The organism is Phaeovulum sp. (assembly GCF_047638075.1).
Taxonomy (GTDB): Bacteria; Pseudomonadota; Alphaproteobacteria; order Rhodobacterales; family Rhodobacteraceae; genus UBA6197.
In genome coordinates this window covers 1-14,701 of the sequence record NZ_JBLJBV010000071.1, presented here as the reverse complement: position 1 = coordinate 14,701, position 14,701 = coordinate 1, and the positions used below count along the sequence as shown (strand labels likewise).

Below are 14,701 nucleotides of genomic sequence, written 5' to 3'. Positions count from 1 at the left end.
TTACACCAGACGCCACAGCCACGCGCCATCGGAACGCAGGGTCCGGCAAACGCTACCCCTGTGCAACAGGTGATTTAGGTGGGCAACGGCCTCGACCAGGGCCAGCCCGTATTCGGGCTCGCCGATGGGGCGTTTGAACAGGGGCAGGAAACACTCGGCCGCGGTGCGTGGGGTGGTCAGGTGGTCAAGCAACCGGTCCAGCGCGCCCAGGTGGTTATCCACCATCTGACACAGCCGCAACGGCAGGCCGGTAAACGGCAGCTTGTGGCCGGGCAGTACCAGGTGCCGCGCCTCGGCCAGCGCCTGAAACCGCGCGCAAGAGGCCAGCCAATCGGCCACCGGGTCCGCGTCGGGTTCGGTCGCATAGACGCCAAGGTTGGCGCTGATCGACGGTAAAAGCTGGTCACCGCCGATCACCAGATCATCATCCTCGCTCCACAAAGTGGCGTGTTCGGGGGCGTGGCCGTCGCCCATCCGCACGCGCCATTGCCGCCCGCCCATGGTCAGGGCCTGTCCCTCGACCAGCCGCGTGTAGCCCAGCGGCAAGGGGTGGACACAATCGGCAAAGTTGAACGGGCGCTCAGTGGCGCGGCGGGCCAGAAGACCCGGCTCCATCCCCGCCAAACGCCAGAAGGCCAGCGTTTCAGGGGCGGGCAAGGGCTGCTCATCCAGGCACAGCATCCGCGCAAAAAGCCAGCTGGTGCGGGTGGTCAGCAGCTCAGCCCCCTGCGTCTGAAACCATCCGGCAAGGCCGATATGGTCGGGGTGGTAATGCGTCACGACCACCCGCCTGACCGGCTTGCCCGCCAAAGGCCCGGCCAGAACATCGGCCCAAAGCGCGCGCGATTTTCGCGTGTTCATGCCAGGGTCGATCACGCACCAGCCATCGCCATCGTCCAGCACATAGGCGTTGACGTGATCCAGCGCCATCGGCAACGGCATCCGCAGCCAGAATACACCCGGCGCCAATTCGGCCGGCTGGCCCGGCGCGGGCGGCTCTGCCCAAGGGTAGCGGATTACTGCTGCGGGCGCGTCCCTCACGCGCCCAGATCCTCATCTGTCAGCGCATAAAGCCCCTCGGCGCCTTCGCGGGCTTCGGCCAGCGCTGCGGCGTATTGCGGCAAAAGCCGGCGGATATAGACCGCCGCCAAACGCGAACGCGGCCCCTGCCCGCCCTCAACCACAGCAGCGCGCAGGTGGTAATGCGCCCCAAGTACCCGCGCGAAGGCACGCAAGTAGGGCACCGCACCCGCAAAGCGGTCTTGCGTGTCTTGCGCCAACAGCCCCTCGGTCGCCTCCCGCAGGGTTTCGGCGGCGGCCCAGACATCCTCGGCCAGTTGCGGAACCACGGCGCGCGCTGCCTTGGCCGCGTCTTCGACCTCTTGCAACAGCCGAAAGGCGGCGGCGCCCCGATCCATCATCTTGCGCCCAACCAGATCCATCGCCTGAATACCGTTGGTGCCTTCATAGATCGCGGTCACGCGCACATCTCGGTAATACTGCGCCGCGCCGGTTTCCTCGATAAAGCCCATGCCGCCATGCACCTGCACACCCATTTCGGCCACAGCCATGCCGGTGTCAGTGCCATAGGCCTTGGCAATCGGCGTCAGCAATGCGGCGCGGGACGTTGCGTCGGCCTCGCCAGTGGCGCGCCCCATGTCCAGCGCCACGGCACAGGCCAGCGCGATGCTGCGCGCGGCAAAAATTTCCGCCTTCATCGTGGCCAGCATCCGGCGCACATCGGCGTGGTTGATGATCGGGCCCATCTGCGCACGATCACGGGCATAGTCTGCGGCCTTCTGCCAGGAAGCCTCGGCCACGCCGATACCCTGCACCCCCACCGCCAGCCGGGCGTTGTTCATCATCGTGAACATCGCGGCCATGCCTTTGCCGGGGGCACCCACCAGCCAGCCCTGCGCCCCCTCAAACGCCATCACACAAGTAGGTGATCCGTGCAGCCCCATCTTATGCTCAAGACTGACGACGCTTACTGCGTTACGCTTGCCGGGTGCGCCATCAGCATTCGGAATGAACTTGGGAACCATGAACAGGCTGATCCCCTTGGTGCCCGGCGCCGCATCGGGCAACCGCGCCAATACCAGATGACAGATATTCTCTGTCAGATCGCTGTCACCCCAGGAAATGAATATCTTTTGCCCGGTGATCTTGTAGGTGCCATCCCCCAGCGGTTCGGCCTTGGTGCGTAACGCCCCCACGTCGCTGCCCGCCTGAGACTCTGTCAGGTTCATCGTGCCGGACCATTCGCCGGAAATCAACTTCGGCAGGTAAAGCGCCTTCATCTCATCGCTGGCATGATGTTCCAACGCCTCGATCTGGCCCTGGCTTAGCAAAGGGTTCAATTGCAACGCAAGGCAAGCCCCTGACATCATGTCATTCACCGCCATGTTAAGCGCTTGCGGCAGGCCCATGCCACCAAATTCCTGCGGCGCGGCCAAGGCAACCCAGCCCCCTTCCGCAATCGCCTCAAACCCCGCCCTGAACCCCGGAGAGGTGCGCACCACCCCGTTCTCCAACCGGGCCGGATGCAGATCGCCCCCGCGCTGCAAAGGTGCCAGCACCTCATCGCACAGACGCGCGGCTTCGGTCAGAATCGCCTCGACCGTCTCGCCCGTCGCTTCGGCAAAACGTTCCGTGGCAACAACCGGCGCCAAGGGCACGATCTGATCCAGAATAAAGCGGAATTCGCCCACGGGGGAACGGTATGGCATCGTTTCTTTCCTTTCGCGCGCCTTGGCAAAACACGGGCTGGCGCGTATGTCGTGTACTCTGCCGTCAAGTTACGGCAAGGTCACGCCCTATCAACCCCAACGCTGCGTCACGAAACACCCTGATGAATCCACATACCGAACTGATTTCTGCCGACCCTGCCGGCATTGCGCGCGCAGCTACCTTGCTGAAGGGCGGCGATCTGGTGGCCTTTCCCACAGAAACGGTCTACGGGCTGGGCGGCGATGCACGATCCGATATTGCCGTCGCGCGGATCTTTGACGCCAAGGGCCGGCCCCGCTTCAACCCGCTGATCGTGCACCTGCCCTCAGTCAAGGCCGCTCGCCAGATCGCCATATTTTCGCCCGAGGCCGATCGGCTGGCCGATGCCTTCTGGCCCGGCCCCCTGACACTGGTACTACCGCGGCGCCCAGATGCCGGGCTATCGGATCTGGTCACAGCAGGCCTGCCGACAGTGGCAATCCGCATTCCCGAACATCCACTGGCGCAGGCGCTATTGCGCGCATTCGGCGGGCCACTCGCAGCACCTTCAGCCAATCCATCAGGCAAGATCAGCCCTACCTGTGCGGCACATGTGACAGAGGGGCTATCGGGAAAGATCGCCGCCATTCTTGACGGTGGCGCCTGTGCCGTCGGTGTTGAATCCACCATCCTGGCGCTTGATCCGCCCACCCTGTTGCGCCCCGGCGGCCTTCCCGCCGAGGCGATCGAGGCCTGCCTTGGCACGCGCCTTAGCAGTGGCGGGAACATCACTAAACCCACTGCGCCGGGCCAATTGGCCTCGCATTACGCTCCGCGCGCATCAGTCCGCCTGAATGTAACGAAACCGGCTCCGGGAGAAATCTGGCTGGGCTATGGGCCAATTGGCGCTGACTTTAACCTGTCCCCGTCAAGCGATCTGGTTGAGGCTGCAGCCAATCTCTTCAAGACCCTGCGCGACGCCGATCGTCAGGCGGGCCCAAAAGGCCGCATCGCCGTCGCTCCGATCCCAAACCACGGCCTTGGCCGTGCAATCAACGATCGCCTGCGCCGCGCCGCCGCCCCCCGTTCTTGAGATGCGGCTTTTCGTTGGTGAAAATACTCCCGCCGGAGGCTTCAACAGCAGCGTCAGGAGCCTCCGGCGGGAGTATTTTCACCAACGAAAAGCCGCATATTATACTTTTGCGATCAGGCGTGCGCGCAGTTCTTCGCGTAATAATCCTTCGTCAATTGTGGACTGCTGGGCAAGGCGTTTCAGACCAAAATGTACACGGGCGATTTCCTGATAATAGCTTGTGAACGAATAGTTGACGGCGGCTCCGGCGAGCGCGCCCAGCACTGGGGCGGTTTGGGCGGCCAGTTTTTGGCCCAGAACCGCCGACAGGCGCGGGGCTACGCGGGCGATCAGCCCTTGCAGCGTTTGCCCGGTAATGGTCACGCGCGTGGCGAAAAAGCCCATGTCGGTGCCGTCATCAGCCTCAAGCGGCCCTGCGCTGGCAAAGACATGCAAGCATTCGATGCGCCCCTCGTCCGTGTCAGGATCAAAGCCGTGTTCGGCCGCGATACCCTGGATTGAACGGAGTAGAACCGTCACGGTCAGCGGCAGTTCGGCCAAGGCACCCGGCAACCCGCCAAGCCCCCCAGCAGCCCCCATCGCCGTGGCCAGCGCCGTGTTGAACCAGTCGGATCGGTCCGCCACAACCCCGCGCGACCGCTTTGCCGCGCCAAAGGCGGTTTGCAGCGCGTTGGCCGTGGCGCCTTCCAGCCCGTCCCGGACGCGGGTGGGCAGTTTTCCCAGTAGGTTTTCGGCGCTGCCGCCCAGATAGGCCATCACCTGCATCCCGACTCCACTGGCCGCGCGGTGGCGGCGCGCGAGATCATCCAGCGCGGTCAGAACCGTCTTGTCGGTCACGGGCGGTAGAATTTCGGCCTCTGTCATCATGCACCCTCCAGTATGCATCTGGGGCTAATATGGGGGGCAAAGGTGGGCTTCGCCAGATCCCCGCAGTCAGGTGGCGGTTTTCGTCACCTCGCCCCGAACGCCATCCCAGGCGCCGGGGATCAGTTCCAGCCCCAGAACGCGGTCCGGGTTGGTGGGCGGCGGCATCACCACATCGGGCAGTTTCGCAAAGCCGAAACGGCCGTAATAGGGCGCATCGCCAACCAGCAGCACCCGTTCCCAACCCAGTTTACGCGCCTCGGCCAGGCTTTCGTGCATCAAGAGGCCGCCCAGACCTTCTGCTTGCCGCGTTGGGTGCACCGCGATCGGCCCCAGCAAAAGCACGCGTTGCCCCGCGACCCGCACCGGCCAATAGCGGATGACCGCCGCCAAGACCCCGTCTTCGCGCAGCACGAGGCACAGGGGGCGCACCGGCGCCACCCCATCGCGCAGCCGATAAGAAGACAGTGCCGTGCGCCCCGGCGCAAAGCACAGGTCATAAAGTGCCTCCACTTCCCACCAATCTGCGTCGGCCTCTTGCTCAAGCTGATACATCCGCGGCCATCCCGAATAATCTGAAATCGCGGGTAGCACGGGGCAAGGTCAAGGGCAAACACATCAAGGGCATCGCCCGTTTTACGGCCCCAGGGGCGGCCATAGCGCATTGTGCAACCCGTGCAACACACTGCACCCTATCGGCAGGGGCGGGCGGGTTTGGGCCAAATACCCCACGAACATGCTAATATTCGCCGTCACACCGACACCGTGAAAATCAATATGGCGACATGGTCCATTGCGCAGGATCAAAGCCAGACTGGGCTCTGCCGTCGTCAGGTGCGCAACACGGTTCAAAGGGGGGGCCGTTCCGTTTACAAGGCGGCACGAAACGCGCGGCAGTTGACTTTCACAGTATCGCGACCCAAGAGAGTGCAATGACTCAGACCCTCCTCTCCGTCGCCCTTGGGGGCGCATCTGGTGCCTCGGCGCGCTATCTTGTGAACGTGACCGCGACGCGGATGATGGGGCACGGCTTTCCCTACGCTACGCTTTTTGTCAACGTTCTGGGGTCGCTGTTGATGGGGGTTTTGGTGATAGTGCTGGCCGAAAAAGGGGGGAACCGGTTCGCCCCTTTCCTGATGACCGGGGTGCTGGGTGGCTTTACCACATTTTCGGCGTTTTCGCTGGATGCGGTAACGCTGTGGGAACGAGGACAAAGCGGGCTTGCCGCAGCCTATGTGCTGGGCACCGTTATCATGACGCTGGGGGCGCTGTTCGCCGGCATGACGCTGGCACGAGGATGGTTTGCATGAGCGCGGGTGTAAAGTTACTGACGGTTTCTGTGGATGAGGGCGAACAGCGGCTGGACCGCTGGCTAAAGCGGCGCTTTCCACAGGTGAACCAGATTGCGGTCGAAAAAATGTGTCGCACCGGCCAGATCCGGGTTGACGGTGGCCGGGTCAAGGCAGCGACCCGCGTGGTGCCGGGTCAGACCGTGCGTGTGCCGCCCCTGCCCGAGGCCGAGGTTGTGGCCCGCCAACGCGCAGAACGCCCGACCGGGCCGCAGGTGGGCGACGACGACACAAAGATGATTCAAGCCGCCGTGCTGTGGCGCGATGAACATATCATCGCCCTGAACAAACCGCCGGGGCTGCCATCGCAGGGTGGGTCGGGCTTGGGCGGGCGCCATGTCGACGGGCTGACCGAGGCGCTGAAATTCGGCTTCAAGGAACGGCCAAAGCTGGTGCATCGGCTGGACAAGGACACCTCGGGCGTGTTGCTTTTGGCGCGCACTGACCGGGTGGCGCGGGCGCTATCGGAAAGTTTCCGCCACCGCACCACGCGCAAGATTTATTGGGCCGTGGTGGCCGGCGTGCCGAACCCGCGCAAGGGGACCATCCGCTTTGGGTTGGTCAAGGCGCCGGGCCGGGGTAGCCACGGTGAGGGTGAAAAGATGATCTGCATCCACCCCTCGAAGGTGGATCAGACCGATGGCGCCAAACGCGCCACCACGGATTTTGCCGTGCTGTCAATGCTGGGCACCCGCGCGGCCTGGGTGGCACTGGTGCCGATCACCGGGCGCACCCATCAGTTGCGCGCGCACATGGCCGAACTGGGACACCCGATTATCGGTGACGGCAAGTATGGTGGTAGCGGGCAGGAAAATCTGGGCGATGGCTGGGGCGCGCAACTGGGCGGCGACATCAGCCGCAAGCTGCACCTGCATGCGCGCTCGATCAGCTTTCAGCACCCGATCACGAAAAAGTCGATTACCCTGACGGCGCCCCTGCCCGACCATATGGCACGGACGTGGAATACGTTTGGCTGGTCTGAAAACGATGTGCCCGCTGACCCGTTCGAGGATGCGGAATGACGCTGAAGCTGGTGGTGTTTGATATCGACGGCACCTTGTCGGACAGTCAGGCAATGATCTTTGGGGCGATGTCAGCGGCGTTTGGCGCGGCGGGGTTGCCCGCGCCTGATCTGGCGCAGGTGTTAAGGATTGTCGGGCTGTCGTTGCCGCAGGCGGTGGCGCGGCTGGCGCCGACCCTGGCGCCTGACGTGGCCGCATCGGTCGTGGACAATTACAAAAACAGTTATTCGTCCAAACGCGCAGTGGCGCCTGCACCGCTATATCCCGGCGCGTTGGAATGCGTGCAGCGGCTATCTGCGCGCGATGACCTGCTGTTGGGTATCGCAACCGGCAAATCGCGGCGCGGGCTGGATGCACTTTTGCGCCATCACGGGCTGGGGCAGTATTTTGTGACCCGGCAGGTTGCCGATGATCACCCGTCAAAGCCCAACCCCGCAATGCTGTTTGCCGCGATGAAAGAGACGGGGGTGGGGGCGTCGGACGCGGTGATGATCGGTGACACGACCTTCGACGTTGAAATGGGGGCCGCCGCCGGGCTGGCCACAGTCGGGGTCAGTTGGGGGTATCATCCGGTGGCCGAACTGCTGGGCGCCGGGGTTGACCGGATGGCCGACAGTTTCGATGCGGTCGAGGCCGCCGTGAACGAACTTCTGGGGGGCGCATGAGCGGGTGGACGGCAAAACGGTTCTGGAAAGCGGCCGAAGTGGTCGCTGCGCCCCGCGGCTTTACCGTTCATCTTGACGGGCGGCCGGTAAAGACGCCGGCAAAAGCCCCGTTGGTTGTGCCAACCCGCACCATGGCCGACGCGATGGCGGCCGAATGGGGCGCCCAGACCGATAAGATTGACCCGCGCACCATGCCGGTGACCCGTTCCGCCAATGCAGCGATTGACAAGGTGCGCCCGCAGCATGCCGAAGTGGTCGCCCTGATGGCCGAATACGGCGGCACCGATCTGCTGTGCTACCGCGCTGCCACCCCGCAGCGGCTGGTTACGCGTCAGTCCGAGGCGTGGGATCCGCTGTTGGCCTGGGCCGAGGCCACGTTTGGCGCGCGCCTGACCCCGACCGAAGGCATCGTGCCCATTGCGCAGCCCGGTCCGGCGTTGGCGGCGTTGGCAGCGCAGGTCGCTGTGATGAACGAATTCCAGCTGACTGCGCTGCATGATCTGGTTGCGATCAGCGGCTCTTTGGTGCTGGGGCTGGCGGTCGCCAGGGGCCATCTATGCGCCGATGACGCGTGGACCCTGTCGCGGATTGACGAAGACTGGCAGATTGAACAATGGGGCAGCGATGATGAGGCTATGGCCGAAGCGGCGATAAAACGCGCAGCCCTGGTGCATGCGCATCGGTTTTGGTCACTGTCGACTGACGCAGGGTAATTTTAGCATCTACGCCAAACATACCGCCAATTCGCGCCGGATTTACATGTTCCGACCTCATGGGTCTGAATATGGGTGGATTGCGCCCTTGACTGAAACTTGAAAGATACCCCAAACTCAGCCCTAGTGGGGAAAAACCTCATTTCATAATCTTTGCCCGCATGGGCTTACAGAACCGCTCCGCGACAGGGCGGCAACTCAGGAAGAGGTAACAATGAGAAAAACGGTATTCTTTGGTGCGCTTGGTGTGGCTGCCTTCACGGCGGGTCTGGCGACAGCCAGCACGCTGGACGATGTAAAAGCGCGCGGTGTGTTGCATTGTGGCGTCAACGTCGGGTTGGTCGGCTTTGCCGCCCCGGACGCCAACGGGAACTGGTCCGGCTTTGACGTGGCAGTCTGCAAGGCCGTCGCGGCAGCGGTTCTGGGGGATGCGTCAAAGGTAAAATATGTGCCGACCACGGGTCAAACCCGTTTCACGGCCCTTGCTTCGGGTGAAGTTGACCTTCTGGCACGGAACTCAACCTGGACGTTTTCACGCGATACCGACCTGAAAATGGATTTTGTTGGCGTCAACTACTATGACGGCCAAGGTTTTATTGTCCGCAAGGATCTGGGCGTTTCGTCGGCAAAAGAGCTTGAAGGTGCGACGATCTGCATTCAGACCGGCACCACCACCGAGCTGAATCTGGCAGATTATTTCAAAAACAACAACATGACCTACCAGCCAATCGCGGTTGATTCCAACTCTGAGGGTGAGCAACAATATCTGGCGGGCGCATGTGATTCTTACACGACGGATGTATCAGGTCTTGCCGCGACCCGTGCGGCATTTGCAGACCCGGAAAACCATATCATCCTGCCCGAAATCATCTCAAAAGAGCCGCTTGCACCGGCGGTGCGGCACGGCGACAACCAATGGGGCGATATCGTCAGATGGACCTTGAACGCGTTGATCGCCGCTGAAGAATACGGCGTGACATCGGCCAATCTGGAAGAACTGTCGAAAGGCACCTCGAACCCGGAAATCAACCGTCTGTTGGGACTTGAAGGCGAACTTGGCCCGATGACCGGACTGGATAACGACTGGGCAAAACGCGCAATCGCCGCATCAGGCAACTATGGCGAAATCTTTGCGGCAACCATTGGGGAATCCACCCCGATCGGGCTGGCCCGCGGGCTGAATGCGCAGTGGACCCAGGGCGGATTGCTCTACTCGCCGCCGTTCCGCTGATTTGAAAATTCGACCGGGCGCGAAAGGGTAACACCTTGCGCGCCCGTTTTGATGACCCAACAGGGCCAACCTGACCGCGTGAGGCGCAAAGACCTCGCAGCAAATGGCAAAATGCCAACAACGCGTTCAGGTTCAGGGGAAAAGAGAATGACCAGTATGACGGATGCGCCGGAACAAGGCTTTCGGTTAAGGCAACTGCTTTACGATACGCGCTACCGGTCACTAACCATTCAAGTCATCGTATTCATGCTGTTCATGTTGGGCGCGGCATGGGTGGTGGATAATACGGTCCGCAATCTGCAGGCGCTTGGCAAGGATTTCAACTTCGGGTTTTTGTTTAACCGTGCAGGTTATGACATTGGCCAGACATTGATACCCTATACCAATGACAGCACCCATGCGCGGGCGGCGTTGGTGGGGTTTCTCAACACGCTTCTGATTTCGCTGATGGGGTGTATCGCGGCAACGGTGATCGGGGTTTTCGTCGGCGTGTTGCGCCTGTCGAAAAACTGGCTCGTGTCGCGGTTGATGACAGTCTATGTTGAGGTGTTTCGCAATATTCCGGTATTGCTGTGGATCTTGATCATTCTTGCGATTTTTACTGAGATCATGCCCGCGCCAAACGCGTATCGCGTGACCGATCAGATGCTGGCAGAGGGGGTGCAACCTGCGGCATCGCCAATCTTGTTCGGCTCGATTGCGCTGACCAATCGTTACACGGCTATCCCGTCAGTCTCATTCTCGCGGTCTTTAGGAGAGTTTGATACCGCCTTGATGCCTGTTTCCATCAACGTTCTGGCGATGATAGCGGCACTGGCAATTGGAATTTTCATTAACCGCCGGATCTTGGCCAAGGCAAAAGTCGTGCAGGAAGCGACGGGCGTGCGGCCGACAACGTGGTGGAAAACCACCCTGTTGTTGATAGGACCATTGGTGGCGGTCATGGTTGCGCTGGGGTTTCATTTGAATGAACCCGTTTTGCGCGGGTTCAACTTTGTCGGCGGTGTGAACGTGACCAATGCCTTTGTGGTGCTATGGCTGGCACTGTCGCTTTACACCGGGGCCTTCATCGCCGAAATCGTGCGGGCCGGAATTCTGGCTGTTTCCCAGGGCCAGACCGAGGCGGCGTTTGCGCTGGGCCTCAGGGCGTCCCGCACCATGCGGTTGGTAATATTGCCGCAAGCCTTACGGGTTATCATTCCGCCGCTGATCTCGCAGTTTCTGAACTTGACCAAGAACTCATCACTGGCAATTGCTGTGGGTTATATGGACCTACGCGGGACGCTGGGGGGAATTACCCTCAATCAAACCGGGCGGGAACTAGAGTGTATCTTATTGATGATGCTGATCTATCTGGCGCTTAGTCTGGTTATTTCAGGGGTGATGAATGTCTATAACAGCGCCGTAAAGCTGAAGGAGCGTTGAGATGAGCGAAACGCATTCCCACTCCGCTGCGTTTGTGCGCAACCAGATGCTGCCGCAAAAACCCGCCCCCGCCACTGAGGCGGGCGTGCTTAAATGGTTGCGGGAAAATCTGTTTTCCGGCCCGGTAAATACGCTGCTGACCTTGGCAGGCGTTTATGTGGTCTACTTTCTGGTCGCCCACTCCCTACCCTGGTTGTCACATTCCGTCTGGTTCGCGGGGTCCATTTCCGAATGCCGCCAGATCATTACGGCGACATGGGGGCCCGATGCCACCGGCGCCTGCTGGGCGGTTATCCGTGAACGCTGGTCGCAATTCATCTTTGGATTTTACCCCTGGGATCAGATTTGGCGACCAATTTTGACATTTGCGTTGCTGTTTGTTGCCATCGCCCCGGTTCTGTTTGCGGCCTTACCCCGTAAGATGCTGATGTTTTCTTACCTCTATCCGCTGTTGGCGACCTGGTTGCTGTGGGGCGGTAGCGCCTGGACCGAGCTGATGATCCTGGCCGGTTTCGTGTTGGGCTGGGTCGTCTATGTCGTCCTGGCCAAAGGCAACACATTGATTGCCGTCACAGCCGCGGTTTTGGTGCCAATCTTGTGGTGGGCATTTGCCGCCGGGCCGATGGCAGATATCTTGCGACCGGCATTCCCGCTAAGACTTCTTCCCGTCACATCCAGCGAGTTTGGCGGCTTTTTGTTGGCGATCACACTGGGGGTTGGGGGTATCGCAATGTCGCTGCCGCTCGGGATCGTTTTGGCATTGGGCCGTCAATCGGACATGTTTTTGGTAAAATCACTGTCCATTGGCTTTATCGAGTTTATCCGGGGCGTCCCGCTGATCACGCTTTTATTCGTCGCGTCTTTGCTGCTGAACTACTTTTTACCGCCGGGTACAAATTTTGATATCATCCTGCGGGTCATGATTCTGGTCACCTTGTTTGCCGCCGCTTATATCGCTGAGGTGATCCGCGGTGGTTTGGCCGCCCTGCCCCGCGGTCAGTATGAGGCGGCTGATGCGCTGGGGCTGGATTATTGGCGGGCGCAGCGCCTGATTATCTTGCCGCAGGCGTTGAAAATTTCAATTCCGGGGATCGTGTCCACCTTCATCGGCATGTTCAAAGACACAACATTGGTTGTTTTTGTCGGCCTGTTTGACCCGCTGAAGGGTGTTGCTGATTTCGTGCGCGCCGATTTCAACTGGAAGGGTATCTATTGGGAACCATTCATATTTACCGGGGCAATCTTCTTCATTCTGAATTTCAGCATGTCACGATACTCGATGTATCTTGAGAAAAAGCTGCAACGTGACCACCGTTAAAGGGAAAACCATGTCGGAACAAACCTCCCAACAGCAGATCGGGCGCCGCCAACTGACGGTCAGCGACGAGGTCGCGATCCAGATCAGCAAAATGAACAAATGGTATGGCTCGTTTCATGTGCTGCGTGACATTGATCTGACGATCAATCGCGGCGAGCGTATCGTCATCGCTGGGCCCTCGGGGTCGGGCAAGTCAACGCTGATACGCTGCATCAACCGATTGGAAGAGCATCAATCAGGGCAGATCATCGTGGACGGCACCGAGCTGACCTCGGATTTGAAAAACATCGACAAGGTTCGCTCTGAGGTTGGAATGGTGTTTCAGCACTTCAACCTGTTTCCGCATTTGACGATTCTTGAAAATCTGACCCTGGCCCCGATTTGGGTGCGTAAAACGCCAAGGAAAGAAGCCGAAGAAACCGCGATGTATTTTCTGGAAAAGGTAAAAATACCCGAGCAGGCACAGAAATATCCCGGCATGCTTTCCGGTGGGCAACAACAGCGCGTCGCCATTGCGCGCAGCCTGTGCATGAAGCCGCGTATCATGCTGTTCGATGAGCCGACCTCGGCACTGGATCCCGAAATGATCAAAGAGGTCCTTGATACGATGATCGAGTTGGCAGAAGAGGGCATGACAATGCTGTGCGTGACCCATGAAATGGGCTTTGCACAGGCCGTCGCCAACCGGGTGATCTTTATGGACCAGGGCCAGATTGTCGAGCAAAACAACCCACACGACTTTTTCAATAATCCGCAATCGGACCGAACAAAATTATTCCTAAGCCAGATTTTGGGGCACTGACCGCGCGGGGCAGTTTTCCCAGCTGCAATTCCGTTCTGACACGAATGTGCAAAAAGCCTCGGGCCAGATGTTTGACGCATTCCGACATTTAGGACACGATTCGACCACTTGCTAAAATTTTCTTTGGCAGATTATTGTTATTATAGAAGGTTTTGGTCTATCAAGAGATCGTTTATGCGGGAGTTTTGTCCCGCTGCAACACTACTGAAAATAGTGCATTAGACATTTCCGTTTTCGGAGAAATGATCAATGTATCTCCCAACTGTGGCGGACGCTCGAGACGCGATGAGATCTGGCTTGCGTCATTCAGAACCCAATGGCGCGCACGAGGCCTATCATTTTGTGGAAGGCGATATTTTATAGCGGCCAAGCGAAGAAATTCTGCAAATCTGCTGAGTCGGAGGAAACGGTAACGCGAAAGACCGTAAGCGCCCCATTGATAGCGCGGCTTATGCGGCTTGACTGTCCGCGATGGATGCCGCTGGTGTCCAGTTCCAGGGCAACAATTCATCCAGCCGATTGATCTTGTGATCATGGATTCGGTCGAGAATATCGGCAAGGTAAGCTTGCGGATCGAGGTCGTTGAGTTTGGCTGCCTCGATGATGGTCATGGCGCGCGCCAGGGTTTCTGCGCCGGTATCCGTGCTTGCGAAGAGCCAGTTTTTCCGTCCCATCCCGATTGGGCGTAGGGCACGCTCGGCTGGATTGTTATCGATCGCCACACGGCCATCGGCCAGGAACAAGCTGAAGGCTGCCTGCCGATTGAGACCATAGCGGAAGGCCTTGTCCAGATTGCTTTTGCCCGGAATGCGCAGGAGTTGCTGTTCGGACCATGCAAAGAAGTCTTCGACATGCGGGCGGCTCAACTTTTGCCGTGCCGCATGGCGGACGTCAGCGGGCTGACCGTTGATGTCGCGCTCGACATCGAAGAACTTGCCGATCCGGTCAAGCGCCTCGCGGGCGATCTCGGACTTGTTTGATGCCCAAACGTCGTGGAAGTCGCGCCGCAGATGCGCCCAACAAGCCGCTTCGCGCAAACGGAGCACGCCATCGGGTTCAGACTGGTAAAGCTTGGCATAGCCCTTGTAACCATCCGCTTGCAGGATACCACGGGCATTGGCCAGATGGCTCAGGACATGCTCTTCCTTCCAGTTTGGGGCAAAGCGATAGACAGCACCGGGTGGCGCAGCGCCCGCCCAAGGGCGTTCGCCATTGTGCTTGGACCAATGGCGCATCAATGGCTCACTCCCGCACATAGGCCCAGATCCGGCCTTGCTTGACCCCTTTGCCAAGGCCTTTGTCGCGTAAAGAGCGGTCCAGAACCCTGATCGGCGTGTCATCTATTACCCGGCAGGCGATTGCGCAGCAATCTGCCGAGAGGGCGCGTGCAGCAGATCGCTGGTCATGAGGTCCGCCTCGAGGCGTTCAATCAACGGCGACAGGGTCTTCATGGCGCGCCCGCACCAGCCAACCAGCGTGCTTTCGGGGATGTCGGCCCCCCATGCGGGCG

At 60.1% G+C, this 14,701-nt stretch carries 13 protein-coding genes and 1 pseudogene; 9 read left to right on the top strand and 5 right to left on the bottom strand.

All coding sequences use genetic code 11. The features are described 5' to 3' along the window. On the bottom strand, positions 1-1,041 hold the full coding sequence (locus ACM62R_RS11325) for an MBL fold metallo-hydrolase (protein ID WP_415184166.1): 1,041 nt from the start codon (positions 1,039-1,041) through the stop codon (positions 1-3). Next, entirely contained in the window at positions 1,038-2,729 is a 1,692-nt protein-coding gene (locus ACM62R_RS11320; protein ID WP_415184165.1) for an acyl-CoA dehydrogenase, read from the bottom strand. Before ACM62R_RS11320 ends, ACM62R_RS11325 begins: the two co-directional genes overlap by 4 nt. Positions 2,730-2,851: 122 nt before the next feature. On the opposite strand from ACM62R_RS11320, the gene ACM62R_RS11315 reads away from it, so the two are divergent. Continuing rightward, positions 2,852-3,802 carry an L-threonylcarbamoyladenylate synthase gene (locus ACM62R_RS11315; RefSeq protein ID WP_415184164.1) on the top strand — a complete coding sequence of 317 codons (951 nt, stop codon included), beginning with the start codon at positions 2,852-2,854 and terminating at the stop codon, positions 3,800-3,802. 99 nt (positions 3,803-3,901) lie between these two features. Here the strand turns inward: ACM62R_RS11315 and ACM62R_RS11310 are convergent, their stop codons facing one another. Continuing rightward, a complete protein-coding gene (locus ACM62R_RS11310) occupies positions 3,902-4,666 on the bottom strand; it encodes an EcsC family protein (protein WP_415184163.1) in 765 nt (254 codons plus the stop codon). A 69-nt stretch (positions 4,667-4,735) separates the two neighbouring features. Further along, positions 4,736-5,221, bottom strand: coding sequence for a GNAT family N-acetyltransferase (locus tag ACM62R_RS11305; RefSeq protein ID WP_415184162.1), 486 nt, complete (start codon positions 5,219-5,221; stop codon positions 4,736-4,738). 377 nt (positions 5,222-5,598) lie between these two features. Between ACM62R_RS11305 and crcB the strand changes: the two genes are divergently transcribed. The 8 genes from crcB (at position 5,599) to ACM62R_RS11265 (ending at position 13,191) form a co-directional block, all read left to right on the top strand. Continuing rightward, positions 5,599-5,976, top strand: a complete 378-nt coding sequence (gene crcB / locus ACM62R_RS11300) for a fluoride efflux transporter CrcB (RefSeq protein WP_415184161.1) — start codon at positions 5,599-5,601, stop codon at positions 5,974-5,976. Then, complete coding sequence (locus ACM62R_RS11295; RefSeq protein WP_415184160.1) at positions 5,973-7,037, top strand: RluA family pseudouridine synthase; 1,065 nt, start codon at positions 5,973-5,975, stop codon at positions 7,035-7,037. The genes crcB and ACM62R_RS11295 overlap by 4 nt, the downstream gene beginning before the upstream one ends. Then, the gene (locus ACM62R_RS11290; RefSeq protein WP_415184159.1) at positions 7,034-7,702 is read left to right on the top strand and encodes an HAD-IA family hydrolase; all 669 of its coding nucleotides are present in this window, start codon (positions 7,034-7,036) and stop codon (positions 7,700-7,702) included. The genes ACM62R_RS11295 and ACM62R_RS11290 overlap by 4 nt, the downstream gene beginning before the upstream one ends. Continuing rightward, positions 7,699-8,415, top strand: coding sequence for an ATP12 family chaperone protein (locus tag ACM62R_RS11285; RefSeq protein WP_415184158.1), 717 nt, complete (start codon positions 7,699-7,701; stop codon positions 8,413-8,415). Before ACM62R_RS11290 ends, ACM62R_RS11285 begins: the two co-directional genes overlap by 4 nt. Before the next feature lie 214 nt (positions 8,416-8,629). Beyond that, entirely contained in the window at positions 8,630-9,646 is a 1,017-nt protein-coding gene (locus ACM62R_RS11280) for an amino acid ABC transporter substrate-binding protein (protein ID WP_415184157.1), read from the top strand. Positions 9,647-9,793: 147 nt separating this feature from the next. Next, positions 9,794-11,071 (top strand): amino acid ABC transporter permease, encoded by a 1,278-nt coding sequence (locus ACM62R_RS11275; RefSeq protein WP_415184156.1) that lies wholly within the window; start codon positions 9,794-9,796, stop codon positions 11,069-11,071. Between the two features lies 1 nt (position 11,072). After that, complete coding sequence (locus ACM62R_RS11270) at positions 11,073-12,389, top strand: amino acid ABC transporter permease (RefSeq protein ID WP_415184155.1); 1,317 nt, start codon at positions 11,073-11,075, stop codon at positions 12,387-12,389. Positions 12,390-12,399: 10 nt separating this feature from the next. Further along, on the top strand, positions 12,400-13,191 hold the full coding sequence (locus ACM62R_RS11265; protein WP_415184154.1) for an amino acid ABC transporter ATP-binding protein: 792 nt from the start codon (positions 12,400-12,402) through the stop codon (positions 13,189-13,191). Positions 13,192-13,640: 449 nt separating this feature from the next. On the opposite strand, the pseudogene tnpC reads toward ACM62R_RS11265, so the two are convergent. Continuing rightward, a pseudogene (gene tnpC / locus ACM62R_RS11260) lies at positions 13,641-14,701 on the bottom strand (IS66 family transposase); the annotation flags it as partial.

Bases quoted from the DNA above. Each gene is read 5' to 3' on its own strand.
- ACM62R_RS11320 (WP_415184165.1), bottom strand. From the start codon at position 2,729: ATGCCATACCGTTCCCCCGTGGGCGAATTCCGCTTTATTCTGGATCAG.
- ACM62R_RS11315 (WP_415184164.1), top strand. From the start codon at position 2,852: ATGAATCCACATACCGAACTGATTTCTGCCGACCCTGCCGGCATTGCG.
- ACM62R_RS11310 (WP_415184163.1), bottom strand. From the start codon at position 4,666: ATGACAGAGGCCGAAATTCTACCGCCCGTGACCGACAAGACGGTTCTG.
- ACM62R_RS11305 (WP_415184162.1), bottom strand. From the start codon at position 5,221: ATGTATCAGCTTGAGCAAGAGGCCGACGCAGATTGGTGGGAAGTGGAG.
- crcB (WP_415184161.1), top strand. From the start codon at position 5,599: ATGACTCAGACCCTCCTCTCCGTCGCCCTTGGGGGCGCATCTGGTGCC.
- ACM62R_RS11295 (WP_415184160.1), top strand. From the start codon at position 5,973: ATGAGCGCGGGTGTAAAGTTACTGACGGTTTCTGTGGATGAGGGCGAA.
- ACM62R_RS11290 (WP_415184159.1), top strand. From the start codon at position 7,034: ATGACGCTGAAGCTGGTGGTGTTTGATATCGACGGCACCTTGTCGGAC.
- ACM62R_RS11285 (WP_415184158.1), top strand. From the start codon at position 7,699: ATGAGCGGGTGGACGGCAAAACGGTTCTGGAAAGCGGCCGAAGTGGTC.
- ACM62R_RS11280 (WP_415184157.1), top strand. From the start codon at position 8,630: ATGAGAAAAACGGTATTCTTTGGTGCGCTTGGTGTGGCTGCCTTCACG.
- ACM62R_RS11275 (WP_415184156.1), top strand. From the start codon at position 9,794: ATGACCAGTATGACGGATGCGCCGGAACAAGGCTTTCGGTTAAGGCAA.
- ACM62R_RS11270 (WP_415184155.1), top strand. From the start codon at position 11,073: ATGAGCGAAACGCATTCCCACTCCGCTGCGTTTGTGCGCAACCAGATG.
- ACM62R_RS11265 (WP_415184154.1), top strand. From the start codon at position 12,400: ATGTCGGAACAAACCTCCCAACAGCAGATCGGGCGCCGCCAACTGACG.